The organism is Paenibacillus sp. Y301, from assembly GCF_059445505.1.
Window position 1 is genome coordinate 1 of record NZ_JCAIUL010000023.1, and the last position, 22,616, is coordinate 22,616.

25 protein-coding genes are annotated in these 22,616 nt (G+C 42.5%); 19 read left to right on the forward strand and 6 right to left on the reverse strand.

Annotated features, from left to right (window positions below; all coding sequences use genetic code 11):
* The 6 genes from AC1D69_RS23650 to AC1D69_RS23675 all read left to right on the forward strand — a co-directional run.
* Nucleotides 1-597: TetR/AcrR family transcriptional regulator (locus AC1D69_RS23650; RefSeq protein ID WP_495458568.1), on the forward strand; the 597-nt coding region annotated here is incomplete at its 5' end.
* Between the two features lie 284 nt (nucleotides 598-881).
* Entirely contained in the window at nucleotides 882-1,148 is a 267-nt protein-coding gene (locus tag AC1D69_RS23655) for a hypothetical protein (protein ID WP_495458569.1), read from the forward strand.
* A 429-nt stretch (nucleotides 1,149-1,577) separates the two neighbouring features.
* Nucleotides 1,578-2,864: a GntP family permease gene (locus AC1D69_RS23660; protein WP_495458570.1), complete on the forward strand. Its 1,287-nt coding sequence runs from the start codon at nucleotides 1,578-1,580 to the stop codon at nucleotides 2,862-2,864.
* 43 nt (nucleotides 2,865-2,907) lie between these two features.
* The gene (locus AC1D69_RS23665) at nucleotides 2,908-3,684 is read left to right on the forward strand and encodes a 3-hydroxybutyrate dehydrogenase (protein WP_495458571.1); all 777 of its coding nucleotides are present in this window, start codon (nucleotides 2,908-2,910) and stop codon (nucleotides 3,682-3,684) included.
* Between the two features lie 181 nt (nucleotides 3,685-3,865).
* A complete protein-coding gene (locus AC1D69_RS23670; RefSeq protein ID WP_495458572.1) occupies nucleotides 3,866-4,711 on the forward strand; it encodes an SDR family NAD(P)-dependent oxidoreductase in 846 nt (281 codons plus the stop codon).
* Nucleotides 4,712-4,713: 2 nt separating this feature from the next.
* Nucleotides 4,714-6,246: an AMP-binding protein gene (locus AC1D69_RS23675; RefSeq protein ID WP_495458573.1), complete on the forward strand. Its 1,533-nt coding sequence runs from the start codon at nucleotides 4,714-4,716 to the stop codon at nucleotides 6,244-6,246.
* Between the two features lie 50 nt (nucleotides 6,247-6,296).
* Here AC1D69_RS23675 and AC1D69_RS23680 read toward each other — a convergent pair whose 3' ends face one another.
* Nucleotides 6,297-7,934, reverse strand: coding sequence for a response regulator transcription factor (locus tag AC1D69_RS23680; protein WP_495458574.1), 1,638 nt, complete (start codon nucleotides 7,932-7,934; stop codon nucleotides 6,297-6,299).
* 14 nt (nucleotides 7,935-7,948) lie between these two features.
* Nucleotides 7,949-9,670 carry a sensor histidine kinase gene (locus AC1D69_RS23685; protein ID WP_495458575.1) on the reverse strand — a complete coding sequence of 574 codons (1,722 nt, stop codon included), beginning with the start codon at nucleotides 9,668-9,670 and terminating at the stop codon, nucleotides 7,949-7,951.
* A gap of 351 nt (nucleotides 9,671-10,021) precedes the next feature.
* Here AC1D69_RS23685 and AC1D69_RS23690 point away from each other — a divergent pair, with 351 nt between their 5' ends.
* The 11 genes from AC1D69_RS23690 (at nucleotide 10,022) to AC1D69_RS23740 (ending at nucleotide 17,251) form a co-directional block, all read left to right on the forward strand.
* Complete coding sequence (locus AC1D69_RS23690) at nucleotides 10,022-11,626, forward strand: extracellular solute-binding protein (protein WP_495458622.1); 1,605 nt, start codon at nucleotides 10,022-10,024, stop codon at nucleotides 11,624-11,626.
* A 280-nt stretch (nucleotides 11,627-11,906) separates the two neighbouring features.
* Complete coding sequence (locus AC1D69_RS23695; RefSeq protein WP_495458576.1) at nucleotides 11,907-12,224, forward strand: alpha-amylase family glycosyl hydrolase; 318 nt, start codon at nucleotides 11,907-11,909, stop codon at nucleotides 12,222-12,224.
* 26 nt (nucleotides 12,225-12,250) lie between these two features.
* Nucleotides 12,251-12,439 carry a hypothetical protein gene (locus AC1D69_RS23700; protein WP_495458577.1) on the forward strand — a complete coding sequence of 63 codons (189 nt, stop codon included), beginning with the start codon at nucleotides 12,251-12,253 and terminating at the stop codon, nucleotides 12,437-12,439.
* Nucleotides 12,440-12,785: 346 nt separating this feature from the next.
* A complete protein-coding gene (locus AC1D69_RS23705) occupies nucleotides 12,786-13,709 on the forward strand; it encodes an ABC transporter permease (protein WP_495458578.1) in 924 nt (307 codons plus the stop codon).
* Nucleotides 13,710-13,726: 17 nt separating this feature from the next.
* On the forward strand, nucleotides 13,727-14,650 hold the full coding sequence (locus AC1D69_RS23710; RefSeq protein ID WP_495458579.1) for a carbohydrate ABC transporter permease: 924 nt from the start codon (nucleotides 13,727-13,729) through the stop codon (nucleotides 14,648-14,650).
* A gap of 32 nt (nucleotides 14,651-14,682) precedes the next feature.
* Entirely contained in the window at nucleotides 14,683-14,961 is a 279-nt protein-coding gene (locus AC1D69_RS23715; RefSeq protein WP_495458580.1) for a hypothetical protein, read from the forward strand.
* 39 nt (nucleotides 14,962-15,000) lie between these two features.
* A complete protein-coding gene (locus tag AC1D69_RS23720; RefSeq protein ID WP_495458581.1) occupies nucleotides 15,001-15,564 on the forward strand; it encodes a type 2 periplasmic-binding domain-containing protein in 564 nt (187 codons plus the stop codon).
* Entirely contained in the window at nucleotides 15,533-15,868 is a 336-nt protein-coding gene (locus AC1D69_RS23725; protein WP_495458582.1) for a hypothetical protein, read from the forward strand. The genes AC1D69_RS23720 and AC1D69_RS23725 overlap by 32 nt, the downstream gene beginning before the upstream one ends.
* A 74-nt stretch (nucleotides 15,869-15,942) precedes the next feature.
* Complete coding sequence (locus tag AC1D69_RS23730) at nucleotides 15,943-16,269, forward strand: hypothetical protein (RefSeq protein ID WP_495458583.1); 327 nt, start codon at nucleotides 15,943-15,945, stop codon at nucleotides 16,267-16,269.
* 73 nt (nucleotides 16,270-16,342) lie between these two features.
* Nucleotides 16,343-16,882 carry a DUF5110 domain-containing protein gene (locus AC1D69_RS23735; RefSeq protein WP_495458584.1) on the forward strand — a complete coding sequence of 180 codons (540 nt, stop codon included), beginning with the start codon at nucleotides 16,343-16,345 and terminating at the stop codon, nucleotides 16,880-16,882.
* A gap of 174 nt (nucleotides 16,883-17,056) precedes the next feature.
* Entirely contained in the window at nucleotides 17,057-17,251 is a 195-nt protein-coding gene (locus AC1D69_RS23740) for an AMP-binding enzyme (RefSeq protein ID WP_495458623.1), read from the forward strand.
* 134 nt (nucleotides 17,252-17,385) lie between these two features.
* Here AC1D69_RS23740 and AC1D69_RS23745 read toward each other — a convergent pair whose 3' ends face one another.
* Genes AC1D69_RS23745 through AC1D69_RS23760 form a run of 4 tightly spaced genes read right to left on the reverse strand, consistent with a single transcriptional unit; the run spans nucleotide 17,386 to nucleotide 21,359 of the window.
* Nucleotides 17,386-18,201 (reverse strand): ABC transporter ATP-binding protein, encoded by an 816-nt coding sequence (locus tag AC1D69_RS23745; protein ID WP_495458624.1) that lies wholly within the window; start codon nucleotides 18,199-18,201, stop codon nucleotides 17,386-17,388.
* Complete coding sequence (locus AC1D69_RS23750) at nucleotides 18,201-19,232, reverse strand: FecCD family ABC transporter permease (protein WP_495458585.1); 1,032 nt, start codon at nucleotides 19,230-19,232, stop codon at nucleotides 18,201-18,203. Before AC1D69_RS23750 ends, AC1D69_RS23745 begins: the two co-directional genes overlap by 1 nt.
* Entirely contained in the window at nucleotides 19,229-20,269 is a 1,041-nt protein-coding gene (locus tag AC1D69_RS23755; RefSeq protein ID WP_495458586.1) for a FecCD family ABC transporter permease, read from the reverse strand. Before AC1D69_RS23755 ends, AC1D69_RS23750 begins: the two co-directional genes overlap by 4 nt.
* Nucleotides 20,262-21,359, reverse strand: coding sequence for an iron-siderophore ABC transporter substrate-binding protein (locus AC1D69_RS23760; RefSeq protein WP_495458587.1), 1,098 nt, complete (start codon nucleotides 21,357-21,359; stop codon nucleotides 20,262-20,264). Before AC1D69_RS23760 ends, AC1D69_RS23755 begins: the two co-directional genes overlap by 8 nt.
* A gap of 234 nt (nucleotides 21,360-21,593) precedes the next feature.
* On the opposite strand from AC1D69_RS23760, the gene AC1D69_RS23765 reads away from it, so the two are divergent.
* A complete protein-coding gene (locus AC1D69_RS23765) occupies nucleotides 21,594-22,301 on the forward strand; it encodes a DNA alkylation repair protein (protein WP_495458588.1) in 708 nt (235 codons plus the stop codon).
* A 103-nt stretch (nucleotides 22,302-22,404) separates the two neighbouring features.
* On the forward strand, nucleotides 22,405-22,590 hold the full coding sequence (locus tag AC1D69_RS23770; RefSeq protein WP_495458589.1) for a hypothetical protein: 186 nt from the start codon (nucleotides 22,405-22,407) through the stop codon (nucleotides 22,588-22,590).
* The last annotated feature ends 26 nt before the right edge of the window (nucleotides 22,591-22,616 follow it).

Below are 22,616 nucleotides of genomic sequence, written 5' to 3' on the forward strand. Positions count from 1 at the left end.
AGACGATTGGCAGACCGGCTTGGGATTCAGGCTCCCTCACTGTACTGGTACTTCAAGAGCAAGCAGAATCTCTACCAGCGTCTTGCCAACCAGGTATCGAAAACGATTCTGGAGGAGTTCCACTCTGAAGGGGACTGGAAGGAGCAGCTGACGGGGCTTGCAGTAACGGTACGGAGTGTGCTCAACCGGTATCCCTGCTCCACGCAACTTATGATGATGACGCTACCCCACGAACCGGACATTATCCGATTCACCAACCGTATGCTACTCTGCGTGGAATCAACGCCACTTGAGCAAGAGCAGAAAATGCAAGTGATTACTACGCTTGTGAACTATGTCTACTACTTCGTCCTAGACGATTATCAGCATGAGCGCAATGTCTCCGCTATTCTTAAGGAGGATGCGGGAGCAGATCCGGGTGAGGAGATGATTGGACTTCTGGACTCTATGAGCGAGACGGATTCGGGACTGTTCCGGAGGATGTTCACGAACGGGCTGTTCGAGCTGATGGGGACCGACCGAGCGTTTGAGTTCGGACTGAAGCTGATTCTGTTGGGTATTGAGCAAGTGATAAAGGAACAGGAGCAAGAGAAGTAGAATGTAAAAACCGTTTTTTCGGCTATTGGATGGTTCGCATTCGAGAGCCGCTTGATCTGAAGCGTTTGATCCTGGAAATGGCATATAGAATCGCAAAACAGCTTTTTGCCTGATAAGAGTAAACATATCTACGATGGGGAGGGAACCCTTATTCCGGGGAAGCCTTAACGCTTTATTACTGGGACAAAAGAAAATCCTTGAAGGACGCTCAGTGGCTGCAGATGCGCTGTTATTCTATCGGATTAAATATCACCATTCAGCCGATCCTCGTCGCTGACTACTTTTTGACGGACGCGGACCAACAGGCGGATATGCTTCTCATCAGCGAATCGCTCGAGGACGATACGGAGTGGGGATACCTACGATTATTTAAAGATGAGTCGAGCTTCCTGCACCGGTTTTTCAATCATGAGCAACATGCATGGCTAGGAAAGTACTTCCGCAAGTTCGTGCAACTTCCTTCACCGGAAGCGCGGGGTGAGGTCATCGATCAGATTGAGCAGAGAATGAGGGACGAGAACTGGATCTTGTGTGGTTATCACCTTAAATAAAGTATCCAAGTTTCATTCGGCGCTCAAAGGGGCTACGCAGGACTCCTTCGGCTGGGTCGATTTCTCGAAATTATGGATCAAACAATTCCCCCGTTAGTTGAGATAAGGCAGCCAATCATGGCTGCCTTATTTCAAGAAGTTGAACAGAGTCGACCAAGAGTAAAATAGCTGTCAGCCCATTCGAATATTTGGATGCAGCTTGACCAATCCCATCTCCATTCCTCCCTAGTAAGAAACAAACCAAAACTTCACCTTTTATGTAATGGAGGCTGGAGAGTTCCCTCCTGTAATCTCCGCCATCCGGTTAGATAATCTGCTTAGTAATTCACCGCCTTCTTCTCAATATTATTTCGAATAAATAGTGAGACCTGAGGAGATAATTTGGATATGGTTTATAGGTTTATTTTAAATGAATAGAGGCGGTTATATTTGTTGAGTATCATTGTTGGTTTGGTGTTATTAATGGCTCTAGCCTATTTTGGATGGTCGATTATTTGGGTAGCACCATTGGCAGCAGCCGTTGTAGCGATCATGAGTGGATTAGATTTTTTTGACATGTATACTCTGACCTATATGGATGGGTTGGTTGATTTCGTTAGGAAGTGGTTCCCTATATTCTTGTTGGGAGCAGTATTTGGTAAGTTAATGGAAGAAACCGGAGCAGCAAGTTCTGTTGCTAAGAAGGTAACCCAGCTCATAGGTAAAAAAAGAGCCATCCTGGGAGTAATCATTGCTTCAGCTTTATTGACGTACGGTGGGGTTAGTCTATTTGTAGTCGTCTTTGCTATTTATCCCATTGCACTGCAATTATTTCGTGAAGCCAACATTACGAGAAAATTACTCGTACCAGCATTTGCACTGGGAGCCTTTACCTTTACAATGACATCCGTGCCAGGTACACCACAAATACAAAATTTAATACCAATGGAGTATTTCCATACTTCCCCTACATCTGGGTTCCTTATTGGGATTGTAAGTACATTGATTATGGCAGTTGGCGGGTATCTCTGGTTAGCTTACAGAGCGAAGAGGCTTTCTGCAAAAGGTGATGTATATACAGAGCCTAAAAATGAATCTGCAAAGGATGCAAAGGAAGAAGATCATGTTCCTAACTGGATATTATCTATCATTCCGCTTGTCGTTGTAGTTGTGTTTCTGAACATTGTTAAATTAGAAGCTATATATGCTCTATTACTTGGAGTATTAAGTATTATGATTATTAATTTCAAAGATTATAAAAAGTTCGTGTTCTCTATTAATGAGGGCGGAAAAGGCTCGGTTATGGCAATTCTGAATACAAGTGCTGCTGTTGGTTTTGGGGCTGTTATAGCCGTGGTACCTGCTTTTGATCATATCACGACTTGGTTACTGAATATTTCAAGTAATCCATTAATTGCTGAGGGTCTATCCGTACAAATTATGTCAATCATTACGGGTTCTGCTTCAGGTGGTATGGGAATTGCACTTAGTACACTTGGCGATACTTTTTACAACGTTGCTCAAGAAACAGGAATTAGTCCGGATGCTTTACATAGAATAGCCGCTGTTGCTTCTGGTGCGTCAATATTCCCTAATAACGGTGCTCTATTAACGCTAATAGCTGTTACAGGACTATCTCATAAAGAAACATATAAAGATGTGTTTGTTGTTGCTTTTCTCATACCTACGATTGCATTAATAGTTAGCGTCATTATGGGTATTATAGGTCTAGTCTAAATGCAGCACGAGTGCAAGTGAAAATAATAAGGAGGAATTTTACATGGTTAACGATAAAGTTGTCATTATTACAGGTTCTGCTCGAGGTATTGGATTTGAGATTGGTAAAGAATTTGCTGCAAATGGAGCCAAAGTCGTTCTATCTGACATTAATGAAGAACAGGTTAAGGAATCGGCTAAGTCTCTTGGACAATTAGGTTTTGAAGCTATAGGCATTAAAGCTGATGTTACAAAAGAGGAAGACATCGAAAATTTAGTCAAAGTTGCGAAAGAAACGTACGGTACAGTAGATATTGTCATTAATAATGCTGGTTTACAATTCGTGTCTCCAATTGAGGAATTTCCAACAGCAAAATTTGAAATGATGCACAAAATTATGCTGATTGCACCGTTCATTATGATTAAAAACGTGTTCCCATTGATGAAGGAGCAAGGATTCGGTCGCATTATTAATGTTGCTTCGATTAATGGTTTAGTCGGATTCGCAGGAAAAGCGGCATATAATAGCGCTAAACACGGTGTAATTGGTTTAACAAAAGTGGCTGCATTGGAAGGTGCGGAACATGGTATTACCGTTAATGCATTATGTCCAGGATATGTAGATACACCACTTGTTCGTGGACAAATGGCAGATCTAGCTAAGACTCGTAATGTACCCCTTGAAGATGTGCTAGCAGAAGTTCTTCTTCCCTTGGTTCCTCAAAAGAAATTGTTAGAAGTTAGTGAAATTGCTGATTATGCTTTGTTCTTAGCAAGTGATAAGGCTCGAAGTGTCACAGGTCAAGCTGTTGTCATTGACGGTGGCTATACAGCTCAATAATAACTTTGATAAGGGCGCCTCCTCGGTGTCCTTATTTTTTTGCGTTAAGGGTATCAAACGGATAAAGAGAGTTGTATATGACCCCGTATTCAAGTCCGCGTATAGAGGGATTTACCTCCTCCCTGTCGAAAAAATGAGGAGTTGCCTGTGACGCTGATGATCAGGCAAGAAGGGAGCCATCATGTCTACGTACAGATTCTTTGAATCGTTCCTCTTTCCACCGCCATTGTTCAATGAGCACAAGTTGGAGCATCAATTGGAGGGGAAGACCGTTCTTATTACGGGCGCTAGCTCGGGTATTGGAGAGCAACTTGCTTACTTATTAGCTGATATAAAGGTTCATTTAATCCTAGTGGCAAGGCGAGAAGACAAGCTTGTAGCTATGAAAGGTGTAATAGAGTCGAGAGCTGCTCAAGTTAGCGTGTTCTCAGCCGATCTACGAAATGAGGATGAATTGAATGGATTGGTTCACTTTCTTCATAGACTACCGGATGGGCTCGATATTGTTGTAAGTAATGCGGGACATTCCATTAAACGGTCGATTCATCAGTCCTTGGATCGTTATCATGATGTTACGCGTACGATGGCGATTAACTTTTCGGCACCTGTTCAATTGCTTTTGTCGACGTTTCCTCTTCTTGAGCAGAAGCAAGGGCATATCATCAACGTCTCGACAGTCAACGTTTTGTTGCATCCGCTCCCCGAATGGGCAGCATATCAGGCATCCAAGGCAGCCTTCGACACGTGGTTTCTGTCGGTTGCTCCAGAACTGAACATGACGGGAATTTCCACGACTTCAATATACCTTCCCTTAGTTAGAACACCTATGATCTTGCCAACGACCTCTTATCAGAAGCTGCCCGCAATGTCCCCACAGCATGTTGCAAGAATCATAGGGAAGTCTCTCTATACCCATAAGAAAACCTACAAGCCTTGGTGGTTAATTTGTGGACAGTTGGCTTCCATTCTCTTCAGAGGGTACTTCGAATTCTCGTTGCCGCGAAGACTAAGAAAAAGGGAGAGATGATAGTGAGGATCTATAAGCTTCTCTATATTCTTTTTAAAATCAGACTGCTATCGCCCCTAGCCTTGGTTCGTTTGGCTGCTGCAATTTACATAAATGGAATCAATCTGATGACCCTTCTTCATTTCTCGGCTAAAACTTACGGAGACGCAGTCGCCCTTGTAGATGAGCAAGAAACGCTAACTTATAACCAACTCTTTGCGCGATCCGAAGAGCTTTCGGTATCTTTACGCGAAAGCTACCAGCTTGGGAGCGGTAAGAAAGTCGGATTGATTTGCAAAAATCATGCGTCATTAATCAAGACTATTTTTGCGGTTTCTACAACGGGAGCGGATATATATCTGCTAAATGCCGAAATGAGTGAAATCCAGTTGAATGGCATCCTTGAGCATCATCATTTTGACCTCTTGGTTGTTGATGAGGAACGAAGCCATCTTCAAGAGCATTGTACACATACACGAGCGGTACTAATGAGTTATCATCATACGGCTCCAGCGATTAACAACATGACCCCTGCAACCTATAGCAGCAAACAGAAACGACGTAAGGCTACAGGGAAGCTAGTCCTTATGACGGGGGGAACCACTGGTCGTGCTAAGGAAGCGGTGCATAAGCCATCACTTTTCAATTATTTAGACCCATTCTACGATTTCCTTATTCGATTAAAGATCCTCAATTATGATACTGCGTATATTGCAACGCCCATCTATCACGGTTATGGCGTAGCGGAATTGCTTTTATTCAGCGCCTTAGGGAAAAAAGTGATTGTACGCCGTGGGTTTAATGCAGAAATGGCATGCGACCTGATTCGCGAGCATCAAGTGGAAGTTATAACGGTTGTACCACTCATGTTGCGTAGAATGTTACGAACGAATGTGAGTGATTTGAAATCACTAACTTGTATTGCTTCAGGGGGTGCTGAACTCAGTCCAAAGCTTACCCAAGAGACATTATGTGAGTTGGGTGAGGTACTTTACAATTTATATGGGACGTCGGAAGCGGGCCTAAACATGATAGCAACACCACAAGATTTGTCCCATTCCGCAGGTACAATTGGAAGAAAGATTAAGGGTGTCGACCTCCAAATACTAGATGAGTACAAGAACGAAGTTAAGCTCGGAACAATCGGCCAATTCTGTATAAAAAACAGGTGGTCTATGAGAAACGGAGTGCAAACTTGGATCGAAACAGGTGATCTAGGTTACCAGGACGAGAAGGGCTATTACTATCTCTCTGGAAGGGCAGACAGTATGATCGTTTCTGCGGGTGAAAATGTGTATCCCCTAGAAGTAGAGCAGGTGCTGCTAACGCACCCTCAAGTAGAGGATACGGGTGTGATAGGGGTTACTGACGAGCATTATGGAGAGCGATTGAAAGCTTTTGTCCTTCTTAAACCTGATGCCGAAACGAATACAGAGGAACTCATGGAATGGCTGCGTCCTCGACTGGCAAGATTCCAGCGACCCAAGGAAATTGTTCTTGTCGACGATTTACCGTATACCTCATTAGGTAAACTGAATAGAAAGCTACTTAGATAGAGTCTTATCCGTTAAGTACATTAAAGTATGAAGGCTACCCCCTGTCATCTTTAAAGGACGACAACGTCGTTTCTTCTTGTTAAGCAGGATTGTATTGTTGTTCCTTTTTTATATTCGTTAGGAGGAAGGCCTACCTCTTGTTTGAAAAGTTTCGAAAAATAGGAGTAGTTGTTATATCCAACTTTGTTCGCGACGGTATATACAGACATACTCGTTGTTTCCAATAAATGCTTCGCAGCTGCGATTCGGACTTGGATGACATAGCTGCCTAATGAAACACCTGTCTCTCTCTTGAATATCCTTGCCAGATAATCAGGATTGAGATAGACAATTTCAGCCAAATCATTTCGTGTCAGATTATCTCCGTAATGCGAATGAATGTATTGTTTTATTTCTTCTGTGATGGAATTTGGTTGTGCTGCGAAATCCCGGTATTTCATTGCTGTATTTATTAAATATTCAAGGTATTCTTCCATATCCTCAATAGAATTTAAAGAATGCATAAATAATTTATCATTGGCTGTGCCGGAGTACAATTTGTGTGACCGTATTCCTTTCATGTTGAGAAACGAATACACAAGCTGAACTACATCTAATCGGAACAAGCTAAGAACGGAGGTTTCTAGTGATTTATTGTTAAGCATAACTTTTAAATATTGTGTGACTTCTTCAAGAAAAGCGGCAAGTTTATTTTGGTTAAGCAGTTCCTCTAAATGGGCAAGATCCGGTGGAATGTATACCGTTTTATTTTGACAGAGGTATGTTTCCACCAAAAAGGTTTGATTTCTGCATTTAGTAATATCTTCATCCATAAGAAGTGATTGTTTTAAAGTATTGCTGACATTATTTAGTTTGTCGTATAAACCGATATTGCAGCAGACGTCACATTTTAAATAAGGATTCGCCTTTTGAATAAATGAAGAACACAATTCTTTAAGTACTTGAGAGTCCGGTGCATGATTCCATTTTAATATGGCTATCCAGTTGTAATCTTTATATTCCAGAATACTCTCGATGGTAAAACAAGGATTCTGAAACAATTCGCACAGTACATTAACTAGGGCAAAATCATAAAGTCCCTTTTCTTCTTTACCCATACTACCATTATAGGGAAATAAGTTGAATATCAAAGGCTGTAGTGTATCGTTCATTTGATAGGACAGGTTTTGTTCTTCAATGGCATGAGTGATGTCTGCCGGTTTAATCGGGAATGATGTACTACCACTAACCAGCCTGCGCCAAAAATGCTCGAGATTTTTCGACTGATTTTTTTTCCAAAAGTATCCTCCTTGTATGGCTTTCTCGTTACTTTGTTGCTCCTTTGCCTGTATAACAGCCTTTTGAATGATAAGCATCAGCTTATCAAATTCGATAGGTTTGAGAAAATATTCAAAGCTTTGCAATTCAATCGCTTTCTGTGCATAGTTGAAATCTGCGTAATTGGTAAGGAGAATAGTCTGAATACTATAATTCCCCTCCCGTATCCACGCTAGAAGTTCGAGTCCGCTACCTTGAGGCATTTCAATATCTGAAATAAGAATTTGTATAGAATGGTTTTCTATGAGTTCACGTGCTTGAGCGACATTATTAGCGGTATAAACTGTTTCAATGTTTAGTAATTCCCAATCTATTTTCTTTTGCAATGCGGATACAACATAAAAGTCATCATCAACAAGCAGTACATTCATAAATCGCACTCCATTCATATTGATTTATTCGGAGGATCCGGAAGATATAAGAGAACACTTGCGCCGCCTCCCTCCAAATTGGAGAAGGTGACTGTAGCTCTTTTAAGATAGAGGTATTCCAGCCTTTTAAGAGTATTCATAATGCCGATTTGCGTACCTTTGGTTTGATCCAAGGGCTCTCCATGATTAAGTTTCTCCAGTATATTTGGTGGAAAACCGGGCCCGTTGTCAAAGAGATGGATAACGGTCACTTCGTCTTCCTCGATCTGGCAGCGTTTTACTGTAAGCCTGATATGTACTTCGTGTTCTCTGGATATCGCGTATTTAATCGAATTTTCGATGAAGGTTTGAAGTACCAGAGGTGGAATTTCCACGCTGCTTGCCTGATCTTCTTGTTCGATAAGGTAAATAAATGCATCCTGATAACGTTGTTTTTGAATCTCGAGATAGGTTCGGACATGCTCGATCTCATCCTCCAATCGGACAAAATTCTCACCGTTCTGAAAAATATATCGGAAATATTTAGACGTCGACATCGCCATATTTTCAATTTCTTTATACATTTGAATTTGTGCCATGCTGTAAATGCTAGTCAGACAGTTCAAGAAAAAATGGGGCTTAATTTGCAGTTTCATAAAATCGAGCTGTATTCTCTGTTTCTCCAGTTCCTGTTCGTACATAGCGATTTTGAAGGTTTTGATTTGTTCAACTAGGCTTTTAAACTGTGTATTCGCCTGTTCCAGTTCTATAATCTTACTGCTTTTGAAATCCGCCGGTTGCCCTTCCTCATTAATGAAGACAAGGTTTTCGGAGAAGCTTTGAATAGGGCTCAGTACCCTTCTTTTGAAAAACAGCATAACGATGCATAAAGTGGATGTAACGATGAAGAACAGAAGCATGATAAGCAGTTGGGCAATCATGATTTTCTCAAATATACCATATTTAATGACCATCTTGGTGCTGAACGTCGTGCCCGAAAACTCGCTGCTGATCGTTGTAGGGGATTGGAAAAGATTTGAGAGCCCCCCCTTGTCCTGTAACAACTTTTTATTGTTAGATATCGGACTGGTTAAAGTATGTTCATTCTCATCTACTAGAGAAACATAACCGTTGACCCCAAGGTTAATTTGGTTTAGGGGACTTATCAGGTTATCTGCCGAGATCAGTCCAATTAGATAGCGGTTGTGATAGGGAACGATGTTAATGACATAATAATGGTTGTTTACTAGAATAGGCGTCCATTTGGAATAAAATTTCTCATAAATCTCCTTGTCGTCTATATAAGAAATAATCTTCTTTTTTAGCTCCCTGTAATCCGTATAGGTTACGCTGATCGGTGCGCAATTCAGAAAATAGGACTCATTTTTTAAATAGTAAAAGAAGTTATACTCCTGTCCGTAATTTTTTTGCAGTTCGGTAAAACGTTTATGCAGGCTCTCATTCGACTTTAAGAACTCGATGCTGTCGACTCCGTAAGTATTCATCGTAAGTAGATTCTCATCGTTCGCAAGCGTCCAGCCCATATAGTGATTAATGTATGCAAAATCATGATCAATACGGTTGATGTAGAGTGACGCCGTATCCTGCAAATTTCGAGTAGACTGTTGCTTGACGATGGAAATGGAAGCGATACTGATTATTAAGTCCACAACAAGCACTGTGAATGATACCAGAATCATGACTTTTACATAATGACTAATAGGGTAGATTTTTTTTTCTGTTGTTTTTTTTTCCATAGCTTCTTGGTGCCGAGTCCTTTCCTGCGCATTCAGATCATGAATACGTTTTTATAGGTAACAAAATCATTATAAAACCTCTGCGTGAAAAAAACATAAGAACTCAGCACCGATTCACTTCAAAGTCCGGAAAGCGCAAAGAAAAGTCGGAATACTGTTACTAAATTTTCCACAGAGATAAATTTGGCCCCTTCATTTATTGTAAGCGGATTCAAAAGTCTGGATAACAGTCTTGAAGTGTCCGGAATGCGAAAAAACAAAAAGTTAATATAAAGATATTCAGATTCGCGTTCCACATATAGAAAGTGGATGAATCAAACGATTTGTATAAATGAAATGGGGGATTATGAAATGAGTGAACTCAGCAAGAAAATGAATGCAAAGAAATGGACTGTGGGTCTTCTGGTAGCAACGATGGTATTTGGAATCACCGGCTGCGGCGGAAACAATGCAAACAATGCCGCGACAAGCGAGACGAGCAGTTATAACAAAGAAGGCTTGCCGATTGTCAATGAGCCTGTGACGCTGAAGGTGCTGACCGTACGCTGGGGAAGCATGGGGGACACTTTTACTCAGAACCAGTGGTTGAAGGATCTGGAAAAGAATACGAATGTCAAAATTGAATGGCAGGTAATGTCCTCCAATGACTGGGCAGAGCAGAAGTCCATTATGCTAGCAAGCGGTACACTTCCGGATATTATCTTAGGAAATCAGACCTTCTTAGATTCGGATATCGTCAATAATTTAAGCTTTTTCCGCCCGTTAGATGACTATATTGAGCAAAACATGCCTAATCTTAAAGCGGCCATGGAAGAAACGCCTGAAATGAAAAAAATCAGTACCTTTCCTGACGGCAAAATCTACTCTCTGCCAACAAGACTTCCAGCACGACCAAAAAGTTCGCGCCAGCCTGTAATTAACAAAACATGGTTGGATAAATTGGGTTTGGAGGTTCCTGAAACGATTGATGAGCTGTACAACGTACTTAAAGCTTTCAAAGAGCAAGATCCGAATGGAAACGGAAAGCAAGATGAAATTCCATTTATCGAAATAGGTAATGACTTGATTAGTCCCTTCGGGATTGCCGACTTGAATAATAACAGTATGATAATCAAGGACGGAGAAGCGATATACTATCCTGTTTCAGAGGAGTACAAAGAAGGTCTCAAATGGGAAAATAAGTTGTATGAAGAAGGCTTACTCGATAAAGAGGTGTTCACTCAGGATGAAACGATGAGATCGGCCAAGTTCCAAAATCCGGATGCTCCAATCGTAGGCTTCTCGTACCAGTGGACACCAGATGCTGTATTTGGCAAATGGAGTGATCAATATGTGACTATTCCACCGATTTCCGGACCGGATGGTAAGCGTTACACCATTGGAAATCCGATTGGTATGAGTGTTAACCGCAACGAACTGCTCATAAGTACTTCCGGCAAATACCCGGAGGTTGCCGCACGCTGGGCCGACCAGTTCTATACCAATGAAGCAAGTATTCAGAATTTCTGGGGAGCGATTGGCACCGTTATCCAGAAGAACGATAACGACACCTTTACTTTGATGGATCCACCAACCGGAACCAGCGCGGATGCATGGTACTGGGATCAGTCGCTCCGTGATTTCGGACCGAAATATGTGAGCCCGTCTTTTGAAGAGAAAATTGTTCTGAACACGGAGAGCGGAGATGGACTGAAGATACAGCTTGATAAGCTGGGCAGCGAATATGTAACAGAGCCTTTCCCTAACGTTATGTACACCGCAGAGGAGTTCCAAGAGCTTCCGACTTTGACCACGGATATCGACAGCTACATGAATACAGCGCGTGCCCAATTTATAAGCAAAGGCGGCATTGACGAAGGCTGGGATGCTTATGTCAAGCAGCTTAATAAAATGGGTCTTGAAAAGTTAGTCAAGATTCGTACCGATGCTTACAGCCGTTATGTGAGTGTGAATTAACTTATTTGTCTCCCAAAATGTGCTGCCCTGCAAATTGCTGTTGGGCAGCCTTTTCTCTATACTGCATTTCATCTCAAAATTTTCCTACATGATGCATAAGTTCACAAAACTTTAGGAGTGTACTAAATGGCAAAAACAATGTGTATTTCGCCTACAAGCAAGAGGTATGGTTAGCTTGTCTGACTCTGAAATCCTGCAGGTATTTGACGTCTGCTACGATTACGATGTCTACCCTTATTTCACGGGATATCTGGCCTGAAATAACACGCTGGCATGCTATATGAATAAGATCAATGCGCAAGAATCTATTTATCCGGACAACTATGTTAAACTGCGTTTTCTTGAAAATCACGACCGACCTCGTGCCAAAGCGCTTTTTCCAGATGAAAATGACCTTATCAACTGGACTGCGTTCTTATATTTCGAAAAGGGAATGCCTCTTATTTACGGCGGACAGGAAATGGGAAATGAGATTTGTCCTGATCTGTTCAACAAGAATACTGTCAATTGGAGTACGGGGAAGGACTTTCATGGCTATTCAAAGCCCTCTATCTCATCAAGAAAAAAGAAATCATGGCTCATAGTGTCTGCAATCTGAGAACCGTTGATGAGGCTGACATTATTGTGGGAACTCACATCTGGGGAGAACAAAGGCTGGTTGGTGTGTTCAGCATGAAAGGGAAGTCAGCAGAAGTAGAGGCTGATCTTCCTGATGGCGTGTACCTAAACCTGATTGACGGTAGTGAAGTCACAGTTACACAGGGCAAGCTGCACTGCAAAGCCGAGCCTATCATTATTGGTATTGAAAAATAAAGAAACGATCTGTTGGCTTTTAAAAAATGCCGTCCGGTGCTTCTGTCTTTGCCGGACGGCATCTCTTTGTAAAAGTCCGGAAAACGTCAATTAAAGTCCGAATAGCGTATTGTAGGCTGTTGATGGGGGGATGGTTCTGTATTTAGCCCCAGAACCGGACCCTAAAAGTCCGATTAACGCTTTTATAATGTCCGGTAGACGCGGAATCGAGACGATATACTAAAGATGTTCAACGGCCGGTATAACATATGGAACAATTAACAGATACGTTTATGCTTCAGAAGCCAGTTTTGTACGAAGCTGATCCAAGAAGCAGATGCTAACAAAACTTTTAGGAGGGGATGTCATGAAATCTGGTCGATTTAATTTAGGGCGGACATTCGGACAAATGAAACAAAATTGGGGTCTATATATATTGCTTTTTCCCGCTGTGATACTTACGTTATTATTCGCGTATAAACCGATGTACGGGGTGCTCATTGCATTCAAAGATTACAGCCCGGCGTTGGGAATTGGCGGCAGCCCATGGGTGGGATTCAAGTACTTCGAGAAGTTCTTTAATTCCTATCAATTTTCATCAACAATTAAGAATACACTGATCATCAGCGGGTACAGTCTGATTACGTTTCCGATTCCGATTATACTGGCGTTAATGGTTAACCAGATGAGACCCAACCGGTTTAGACGGTTTTTCCAGACTGTATCGTACATGCCTCATTTTATTTCTACGGTTGTAATGGTGGGTTTGATGATGATTTTGTTCTCCCCTAGCACCGGTTTGCTAGGGAATTTATATAGTCTGTTTGGAAAAGAGGCTCCCGATCTGATAGGCTCCGCTGGTTTATTCAGTAGTGTGTATGTCTGGTCGGATGTGTGGCAGCATGTCGGATGGGACAGCATTATCTTTATCGCTGCACTCTCTGCGGTCGACCCTAGCTTGTATGAGGCCGCAACCGTGGACGGAGCAAACCGGATGCATAAAATTCGTTATATCGATATTCCTATGCTGATGCCGACAGCGATTACACTACTTATACTGCGGGTCGGAAGTCTGCTCGGAGTTGGATTTGAGAAGGTATATCTAATGCAGAATGATCTGAATATAACTTCAAGCGAAATTCTTTCCACATATGTTTACAAAATTGGATTGCTCAGTAGTCAGTACAGCTTTTCATCGGCTATCAACTTGTTTAACACCGTCATCAGCTTTATTTTATTAATTATTGTCAATCAGATTTCTAAAAAATTAAGCGAAAACAGCTTGTGGTAGAAGGGAGGAAAATTGAAATGGGAGTATTAGAAACAGTGACAAAAGGGAATGTGGGGAAAATAAAGAAAAACCGTTCATCGGATACTGTTATGGAAATTATAATGTATGTAATATCAGCAATTTTTCTAGTTATCCTGATTTACCCGCTGTACTTTATCGTTATTGCTTCGTTCAGTGATCCTTCCGCAGTGGCAGGCGGCCAGGTATGGCTGTTTCCTAAAGGATTCACGTTCGATGGCTACAAAGAGCTGCTTCGTCATGAAAATATCTGGATCGGGTACCGGAATACCATCCTCTACACGGTGGTGGGGACCGCGATCGGTTTAGTAGTAAATATCTCGGCTGCCTATGCATTGTCAAGAAAGGACCTTGTGGGACGTAAATATATTTCGCTGTTTTTCATCTTTACGATGTTCTTTAACGGGGGGTTGATTCCAACTTTTCTAACGATCCGGGATTTTCATCTGTACGACACATTCCTGGTTATGGTACTGCCTTTCTCCGTTGGAGTTTTCAATATTATCGTCGCACGAACTTTTTTTCAGAGTAGTATTCCCGGAGATTTGTGGGAAGCGGCGCAGATTGATGGCTGTGGCAATCTTCGTTATTTTGTTCAGATTGTTTTACCGCTGTCGAAGGCAATTATCGCAGTGATCGGTTTATGGATCGCCGTTGGTTATTGGAATTCATATTTTAACGCCTTGATTTATTTAAAAGATACAAATATGTATCCTTTGCAGTTGATACTTCGTAATATTCTGATTACCAATCAGATGCAGTCTGGTATGGGAACAGGTGAAGCTGCGCAAATCGCGCTACGTCTTTCCAATATGATGCGCTATTCCGTCATTATTGTGGCAACAGTTCCAATTATGTGCGTCTATCCCTTTGTACAAAAGTACTTTAACCAAGGGGTAATGATTGGCGCTGTTAAAGAATAATGCTTTTACACTAAAAATGTGGGGGATCAAGAATGACAAATCAGCAAAGAAAGGGTCTACATAAAATACTAACTGTCACTCTTCTGGTAACAGCAATGCTGGCAAGCCTTACAGCGTGTAGTGGAAACAATGAGGATAACACCGTCGTAAGCGAAAAGAGCAATTTTAACACTGAGGGCCTACCGATTGTAAACGAGCCCGTGACATTGAAGGTGCTGACTGTCCGCTGGGGAAGTATGGGTGATACCTTTAGTCAGAATCAGTGGCTGAAGGATTTGGAGGAGAATTCAAATGTCAAAATCGAATGGTAGGTGATGTCCTCCAACGACTGGAGCGAACGGAAGCCCATTATGCTGGCAAGCGGTACGCTCCCGGATATCATCCTTGGAGATCAAACCTTAGGGGATTCTGATATTGTCAATAATCTAAGTTATTTCCGTCCGCTGGATGATTATATTGAACAATATATGCCTAATCTCAAAGCAGCCATGCAAGAAACGCCTGAAATGAAAAAAATCAGCACCTTTCCTGACGGGAAAATCTACTCTCTGCCCGCAAGATTGCCGTCGCGCTCTAAAAGTTCACGCCAGCCTGTGATTAACAAGATCTGGATAGATAAGCTGGGACTAAAGGTCCCGGAGACGATCGACGATCTTTACAACGTGCTTAAAGCTTTTAAAGAGCAAGATCCAAACGGAAACGGAAAACCAGATGAAATTCCTTATATTGAAATGGGGAACGACCTTATTAGTCCCTTCGGAATTGCTGACTTGAATAACAATCATATGCTGATTAAGGACGGAAAAGCGGTATATTACCCTATTTCAGAGGAGTACAAAGAGGCTCTCAAATGGGAGAGCAAATTATTTGAAGAAGGATTACTTGACAAAGAATTATTCACTCCCGACTTTTGAGAAAAAGATTGTTCTGATCCCCGAGAGTGGGGACGGATTGAAGCTGGATCTTGATAAGCTGGGTAGCGATTACGTAACTGAGCCTTTCCCTAATGTTATGTACACCGTAGAGGAATTTCAGGAGCTGCCGACGTTGACCACGGACATCGACAGTTATGTGAATACAATGCGTGCCAAATTTGTGATCTTAGGCGAAATTGACGAAGAATGGGATGTCTATATCAAGCAGCTGAACGACATGGGTCTTGAACGGATGATTAAGATTCGTACCGATGCGTACAGCCGTTATATGAGCGTGAAATAAACTTCTCTTCGTAACCATCTAATAACAAGAAAAGAGGTTTATCGATGAAAAATGAAATTAAAGAGCTGAAGCCATTGTCGAAACACTTCGAGTTTCATTCCGAACCATACGCTAATGCTGACGCGATCATACAGGGAGAACGCTATCGTTTCACTGTATTAACCCCAGAGCTCATCCGGATGGAATACAGCGAAGAGGGCTCTTTTGAAGACCGGGCGTCACAGACTGTAGTGAACCGCAATTTTACGGTTCCAGAGTTTCGCGTGATAGATCTGGGAAACAAGCTTGAATTGATTACGGATCGTCTACACTTAACATATGACAAGAAGCCTTTCTCCAGGCATGGTCTCAGTGTGCGGGTGAGCAACAAATCGGGTCACCTAATGAGTGTTAGGAATTAGCCGGCGGACCCAAAGAGGGGCGTCGCAGAATTCAAAGCCTGGCTACCTGAGGGCGTTTGGATTGATTTTTTTAATGGAAGCGTGTACGACGGTGGAAGAAAGCTCTCTCTATCGTAATATGGAAAATATCCCTGTACTAGCTAAAGCGGGTGCCATCGTTCCCTTGGTGGACCTGACGGTATATACCCCTTCGGTGGATAATCCTAAGCATATGGAGGTTCGTGTGTTTGCTGGGGGATGTGGTCATTTTCATCTCTGGGAGGACGAAGGCGATACTGCGGAGGACCGGGACGATCAATGGTGCGATACGGAAATGATACTGGATATGGGGGATGTAGCCAGCTTCAAGATTCTCCCTGCCCTAGGTAATACAAAAGTTGTGCCTGAGCGGCGGTCATGGAAGTTATCCTTTGTCGGCTTTGCGGATACGATGGTCAAGGTATTCGCTGGCGGCGCAGAAATCGCAGCAGACATGGGATATGACGGAAATACGCATACGCTTACGATCATTGTCCTGGATCAGGCAGTGGATAAGTCCCTGGAAGTAATGTTCACTGATGTTCGGATGGCTGTGAATTCGGTAGAAGCGGAGGTGTTTGCACTTCTGAACTGAGCGCAAATTCTTTTTCAATTGAAGGAACAAATTTACCATGTGGTCAAAGAATCAGCAACGCCGATGGCGGCACTCTCCTCTCTTGCCTCAATGAATCTTGAACATACGCTTTACGGAGCGCTATGCGAAATACTGACGGCAAGGCTTTAGAAGCTGTTTATCATCATTATATAAATTAGTGACGAGCATTATGGACAGCGATTGAAAGTATTTGTCCTTCTAATACCCGATGCCGAAACGAAAACAGAAGAGCTCATGGAATGGCTGCGTCCTCGACTGGTAAGATCTCAGCTATCCAAGGAAATTATTCTTGTCGACAATTTACCGTATACCTCATTAGGTAAACTGAATAAAAAGCTACTCAGATAGAGTCTTATCCGTTAAGTACATAAAGTATGAAGGCTACCCCAATGGGAGGAAACAAAAAAAGACACAAGAGTCTGGCTACTCTAGTGTCTTTTTACTTGTTGTTCGATCTTTGTTTATTACCAGTTCACCCCTATTTAAGAAGTGTATTCATCATTAACATGATATCGACCTTTCGGTACCACCAAAGGAGATCCCGAAATGGGGTCTTCAATCACTGTAGAATTAAGCCCGAAAATGTCTTTAATCAATGTATTTGTAATAACCTCTGCTGGCTTACCCTCAGCGACCAGTTTTCCCTCTTGAAGCGCAAAAATATGGTCTGCATAACGAGCTGACAAATTGATATCATGAAGAACCATGACAATCGTAGTTCCGCGCTTTCGGTTAAGGTCTGTAAGCAGATCAAGAATTTCAACCTGATAGGTAATATCAAGAAAGGTCGTCGGTTCATCGAGAAATAGAATGTCCGTTTGTTGTGCCAGAGCCATTGCAATCCAGACGCGCTGTCTTTGACCGCCTGAAAGCTCATCGATATTATGATTAGCATACTCGATAATATCCATCGTACTCATGGCTTCGGCAACAGCCTCATAATCCTTCTTTGTCCATCCGCTGAGGAGGGATTGGTGTGGGAATCTGCCTCGACCAACCAAATCCGATACAGAAATCCCCTCTGGAACAATGGGTGATTGAGGTAACATACCTACTACGCGAGCCAATTGTTTAGATGGGACTTTACTAATGGGTTTACCGTCAAGAGTTATATTTCCAGATGTCGGTTTGATAAGTCTGGCTAGCGTTTTAAGTAATGTAGATTTACCACAGCCATTGGATCCAATGATTACGCTTATTTTATTGCTAGGTATAACAAGATCTACACCATGGATAACTGTCTTATTCTCATAGCCTGCTACGAGTTGTTCTGCTTGAAAAGTATGTGCTGGTTTCATCATAGTTCCCCCTTTCGATTCATTCGGATTAACAAGAAGATCAGATAAGGTGCTCCGAGTAATCCGGTAATGATACCTACAGGGAATCTGTACTCAAAAGCAAATTGTCCAATTAGATCTGACGCCAGGACTAGATTAACGCCAACAAGGCCTGCCGGAATGGCGTTCGAAGAGCCAACTCCGACGAGTCTAGTTGCGATGGGTCCCGCAAGGAAGGAGACAAAGGCAATCGGACCCGTTGTAGCGGTAGCAATAGCAACCATACAGACGGAACTTACAATCAGTGCAATTCTTGTTTTGTCCGTGTTCACGCCGAGAGATGAAGCAGATTGTTCACCAAGTTCTAATATACTTAGATGTTTTCCCAGCACGATTAGGGTAGGCGAACAGATCACCACGATGATGACAAGAGGCGGAAGCTCATCCATTTGAGAACCATTAAGGCTGCCAGTGAGCCAAGTGAGCGCGGATGGAATATCTCGCTCAGAACTAACTACCATGAGATAGGAGATTACAGCATCAAGCATAGCTTGTATACCTATTCCGATAAGGATTAATCGCCCAATTGAAAATGACTTCCCTCTGGATAGTATATAAATGACTAGGACCGTAACAAGACCAGCAATCACCGCAGCAAGGGAAACAATAGCTCCGCTTGTCTGAAGCACAAGTATACAAAAAACAGCTGCCGCACTTGAGCCAGACGTAATCCCAATGACATTTGGGTTCGCAAGGGGGTTACGCAACATGGTCTGGAAGGTGTAACCTGCAATACCAAAAGCAAACCCTGCAAAAAGACCTGCAAGCATTCTTGGTAGACGGATAGTACTAACGGCAAAAGAAACGCCTTGGATTTGCTCTCCCGAAAGAGCTCGTAGTACATCTTGAACGGGATAAATGGTGTTCCCTAGTATAAGCATGGCACAGCAAAGAATGATTGCAAGTGCTGTAAGGAGGCTAGTAACAAGTATCCAACGGCGGCGTCTTTGACGTCTGCCCGCCATAATAAATTCAATAGATTGATTTCTCATAATGAACGCACTTTCGATCGCATAGCTAATATAATTAGGATTGGAGCTCCTATAAATGCTGTAACGATACCAACTTCAAGCTCTCCAGGGTTAGTAATAAGTCTGCCAGCTACATCGGATAAAGTCAGAATAATTGCTCCAGCGATGGCTGACATAGGAATAACATAACGTAAGTCGGGTCCAAGAATCAGGCGAACGACATGAGTAGATAACAGTCCGATGAAACCAATAGGCCCAGCCAGAGCCGTAGCCGCACCGCACAATATAACACCTGCAAAAGCGGCTATAAACCGCAGTATTCCTGTTCGGACGCCTAGGCCCGTCGCAACTTCGTCCCCGAGTGCTAGCGCGTTAAGTGCAGGGGCAGTAATAAAAGCGATAAGCATTCCGATAATCAGAAATGGAATGAAAGTACCAATAGCGCTCCACGTTGCGGAGCCTACGCTACCTACTTGCCAGAATCTGAACTGATCCATGACATAAGACCGTGGAATCATGATGGCTGTGACCAGAGAAGAAAGAGCAGCGCTTATAGCGGCTCCGGCTAGAACGAGCTTAATGGGCGTGGCTCCGCCACGCCCCATTGAGCCGATTCCGAATACAAACACAGCCGTAATCGCAGCCCCAGCCAAAGCTAGCCATATATATTGACTCGCGCTACTTATGTTCAAGAACGCAATACCGAAGACCACAAACAATGATGCACCTGTGTTTACTCCCAATATACTTGGGTCAGCAAGAGGGTTGCGAGTGACGGATTGCATAAGCGATCCGGAAACTCCGAGTGCTGCCCCACAAAGTAAACTGAAAACAGTTCGGGAGATACGTTTACGAACCACATTTGCACCGTAGGAGTCTACTTCCTGGTGAAATAAGCCGTCTATCAGTTCGTGAAATCTCACGGGTCGAGAGCCGTAGACCAGTGAGACAAACACGCTTATGCCTAACAGGATGAAACAAATGATTAGAACCAAGGTGAAATTCTTCGGAGTATGTGATTTTGTATGGTCGGTGTTCGGAATCGCTGAATTATTCATTGATCTTGTCAATAGCTCCAACGATTAACTTCAGGTAATCGTCTATGGTATAAGAAATGGACAGTGGATTTGGCGTTCCAGCAGCTACCAATGGTGTATCGCTCTCAATAAACGCTACAGAACCTCTTTGGACCGCAGGGATTTTGCCAAGTAGTGGATCAGCTTTAATAGCTTGATACAACGCATCATCACCATATCCAACGATTAAATCTGCATCGTTAAGGGCCTCAGCATTCTCAGCACTTAAATTTAATGAGTAGCTGTTAGGATCTGTAATTAGTTTAGTAATACTTTCAGGATCAACCATTCCCAACTCATGCAGGAAAGAGACACGAGAGTCTACAGGTGTATAAATATGTAGTTTAGACATATCTTCAGCAGAGAAGTTAACCCAAACCACCTTCTTACCTTTAATCTGAGGATATGCGCTTACCTTTTCGTTAATCATGTCCTCGGTGTCTTTAATAAGTTGCTCACCTTCGGATGCCATACCCATACCCGTTGCATTTAAAGTGACTTGCTCGCGCCATGTGGTTGTCCAAGGAGCAGTCGGATATGCTACAACTGGAGCGATTTGAGTCAGAAGATCGTAGTCTTCCTGAGTTATACCGGAGTAAGCCGCAAGAATAACATCCGGTTTGGAATCTGAAATAGCCTCGAAATCAAGACCATCTGTATCCATGAAAACATTTGGGTCCTTTACGTTAAGTTCATCTAGCTTCTTGGATGTCCAAGGCAATAGTCCGCTATCATCCTGAACCCCGAAGTTTGCCGCTGAGAAACCTACAGGAACAACACCAAGAGCGAGAACAACGTCGTGATTCGCCCATTGAATCGTAGCTACACGTTCAGGCTTGCTCTTAATAGTCGTCTCGCCAAAAGCATGCTTAATCACGATCGGATATTGGACATTGTTATCCGGAGTAGCAGGAGTTTCTGTTTGAGTAGTTTCTGTACTTGCTGAATTGCTCGCAGTCGGAGAGGGTGTAGGATTTGCATTGGATTGCTGATTAGAACAACCAACTAGTGTGATTGCAAGTAAACCGGAAATGAATAATGTAGCGAATGAGTACTTTCGTTTTGTGTTCATGTGTGTACACTTCCTTATATGTAATATATTTTTTATTAATATTATGATAATGATTATCAATGTCATTAAATATATATCGTATTTAGATAGGTTGTCAATGAAAAAATTGGGAATTTCCTTTATAATGAAAGTTTACAGTCGCCTGGTGGCATTGGATTAACCTTATTTTATGATATATTCGAATGAAGAAGGATTTCATCCTGACGGATAATCTATCAAAAAGGAGTGCGAATAATGAATCTAGAATCAGTCATGCAAGAGCTTGAGGTTCTTGGAAAGGAACGAACCAAGAAGATATATCAAACCAACGGCGCGCATGAACCGCTCTTTGGCGTGGCTACTGGCCAGATGAAACCGATCTTCAAGAAAATAAAACGAAATCAGCCATTGGCTGAGCAACTCTATGCCACAGGGAATTATGATGCCATGTACTTTGCGGGGATGATCGCTGATCCGATGGCAATGTCTAAGGCGGATTTCGAACGGTGGATGGATGGAGCTTATTTTTATATGTTATCGGATTATGTGGTAGCGGTAACTCTGGCAGAGACGGATATTGCACAAGAGGTTGCCGATCAATGGATTACAAGTGATATCGAGCTGAGAATGTCGGGGGGCTGGAGCTGTTACTGCTGGCTGCTTGGCAATCGTCCAGATCGTGAATTTGCCGAAGAGAAAATCGCTGATCTATTGGAACTTATAAAAAAAACCATTCATGATGCCCCCGAACGCGCGAAATACGCGATGAACAACTTTATATACACTGTGGCGGTATCCTACCTACCACTTCATGATAAGGCGGTCGAAGTTGCGAAGGAAGTAGGGCAGGTAGAAGTGAATCAAGGTACCGCCAAAAGCAAAATTTTGAACGCTTCCAATAATATAAAAAAGGCAGTAGAAAGAGGGCAACTTGGCTTCAAACGGAAGCATGTAAGGTGCTAGTATAGGTATAGAATGACTCTAACCAATACAACTTTAGTTGCTTGATAACCATCGTTATCCCCGTTAGATTAATATTAAGACTAATGGAGATGAGGTGATAACAATGCTAGAGAAGAACAATCAAGAAGTGAAACTGTGCCTCGTTGAATTGCAGGAGATAGGTGAAACGCTAACCGAACAAGAGATGAAACAAGTCTTGGGAGGTAACGGGCATTCGAGACAAGGTATTGCAACTACTACCCAAAGTCGGAACACCCCGATCTGTGGAAAAAAGGCCTATGCCCCATAGATTAGCTTAACTTATTTTTGATTTTT

Bases quoted from the DNA above. Each gene is read 5' to 3' on its own strand.
- AC1D69_RS23745 (WP_495458624.1), bottom strand. From the start codon at position 18,201: ATGAAACCAGCACATACTTTTCAAGCAGAACAACTCGTAGCAGGCTAT.
- AC1D69_RS23715 (WP_495458580.1), top strand. From the start codon at position 14,683: ATGACAAATCAGCAAAGAAAGGGTCTACATAAAATACTAACTGTCACT.
- AC1D69_RS23680 (WP_495458574.1), bottom strand. From the start codon at position 7,934: ATGAATGTACTGCTTGTTGATGATGACTTTTATGTTGTATCCGCATTG.
- AC1D69_RS23750 (WP_495458585.1), bottom strand. From the start codon at position 19,232: ATGAGAAATCAATCTATTGAATTTATTATGGCGGGCAGACGTCAAAGA.
- AC1D69_RS23720 (WP_495458581.1), top strand. From the start codon at position 15,001: ATGCTGGCAAGCGGTACGCTCCCGGATATCATCCTTGGAGATCAAACC.
- AC1D69_RS23770 (WP_495458589.1), top strand. From the start codon at position 22,405: ATGCTAGAGAAGAACAATCAAGAAGTGAAACTGTGCCTCGTTGAATTG.
- AC1D69_RS23685 (WP_495458575.1), bottom strand. From the start codon at position 9,670: ATGGAAAAAAAAACAACAGAAAAAAAAATCTACCCTATTAGTCATTAT.
- AC1D69_RS23690 (WP_495458622.1), top strand. From the start codon at position 10,022: ATGAGTGAACTCAGCAAGAAAATGAATGCAAAGAAATGGACTGTGGGT.
- AC1D69_RS23670 (WP_495458572.1), top strand. From the start codon at position 3,866: ATGTCTACGTACAGATTCTTTGAATCGTTCCTCTTTCCACCGCCATTG.
- AC1D69_RS23755 (WP_495458586.1), bottom strand. From the start codon at position 20,269: ATGAATAATTCAGCGATTCCGAACACCGACCATACAAAATCACATACT.
- AC1D69_RS23710 (WP_495458579.1), top strand. From the start codon at position 13,727: ATGGGAGTATTAGAAACAGTGACAAAAGGGAATGTGGGGAAAATAAAG.
- AC1D69_RS23765 (WP_495458588.1), top strand. From the start codon at position 21,594: ATGAATCTAGAATCAGTCATGCAAGAGCTTGAGGTTCTTGGAAAGGAA.
- AC1D69_RS23695 (WP_495458576.1), top strand. From the start codon at position 11,907: ATGAATAAGATCAATGCGCAAGAATCTATTTATCCGGACAACTATGTT.
- AC1D69_RS23760 (WP_495458587.1), bottom strand. From the start codon at position 21,359: ATGAACACAAAACGAAAGTACTCATTCGCTACATTATTCATTTCCGGT.
- AC1D69_RS23665 (WP_495458571.1), top strand. From the start codon at position 2,908: ATGGTTAACGATAAAGTTGTCATTATTACAGGTTCTGCTCGAGGTATT.
- AC1D69_RS23735 (WP_495458584.1), top strand. From the start codon at position 16,343: ATGGAAGCGTGTACGACGGTGGAAGAAAGCTCTCTCTATCGTAATATG.
- AC1D69_RS23705 (WP_495458578.1), top strand. From the start codon at position 12,786: ATGAAATCTGGTCGATTTAATTTAGGGCGGACATTCGGACAAATGAAA.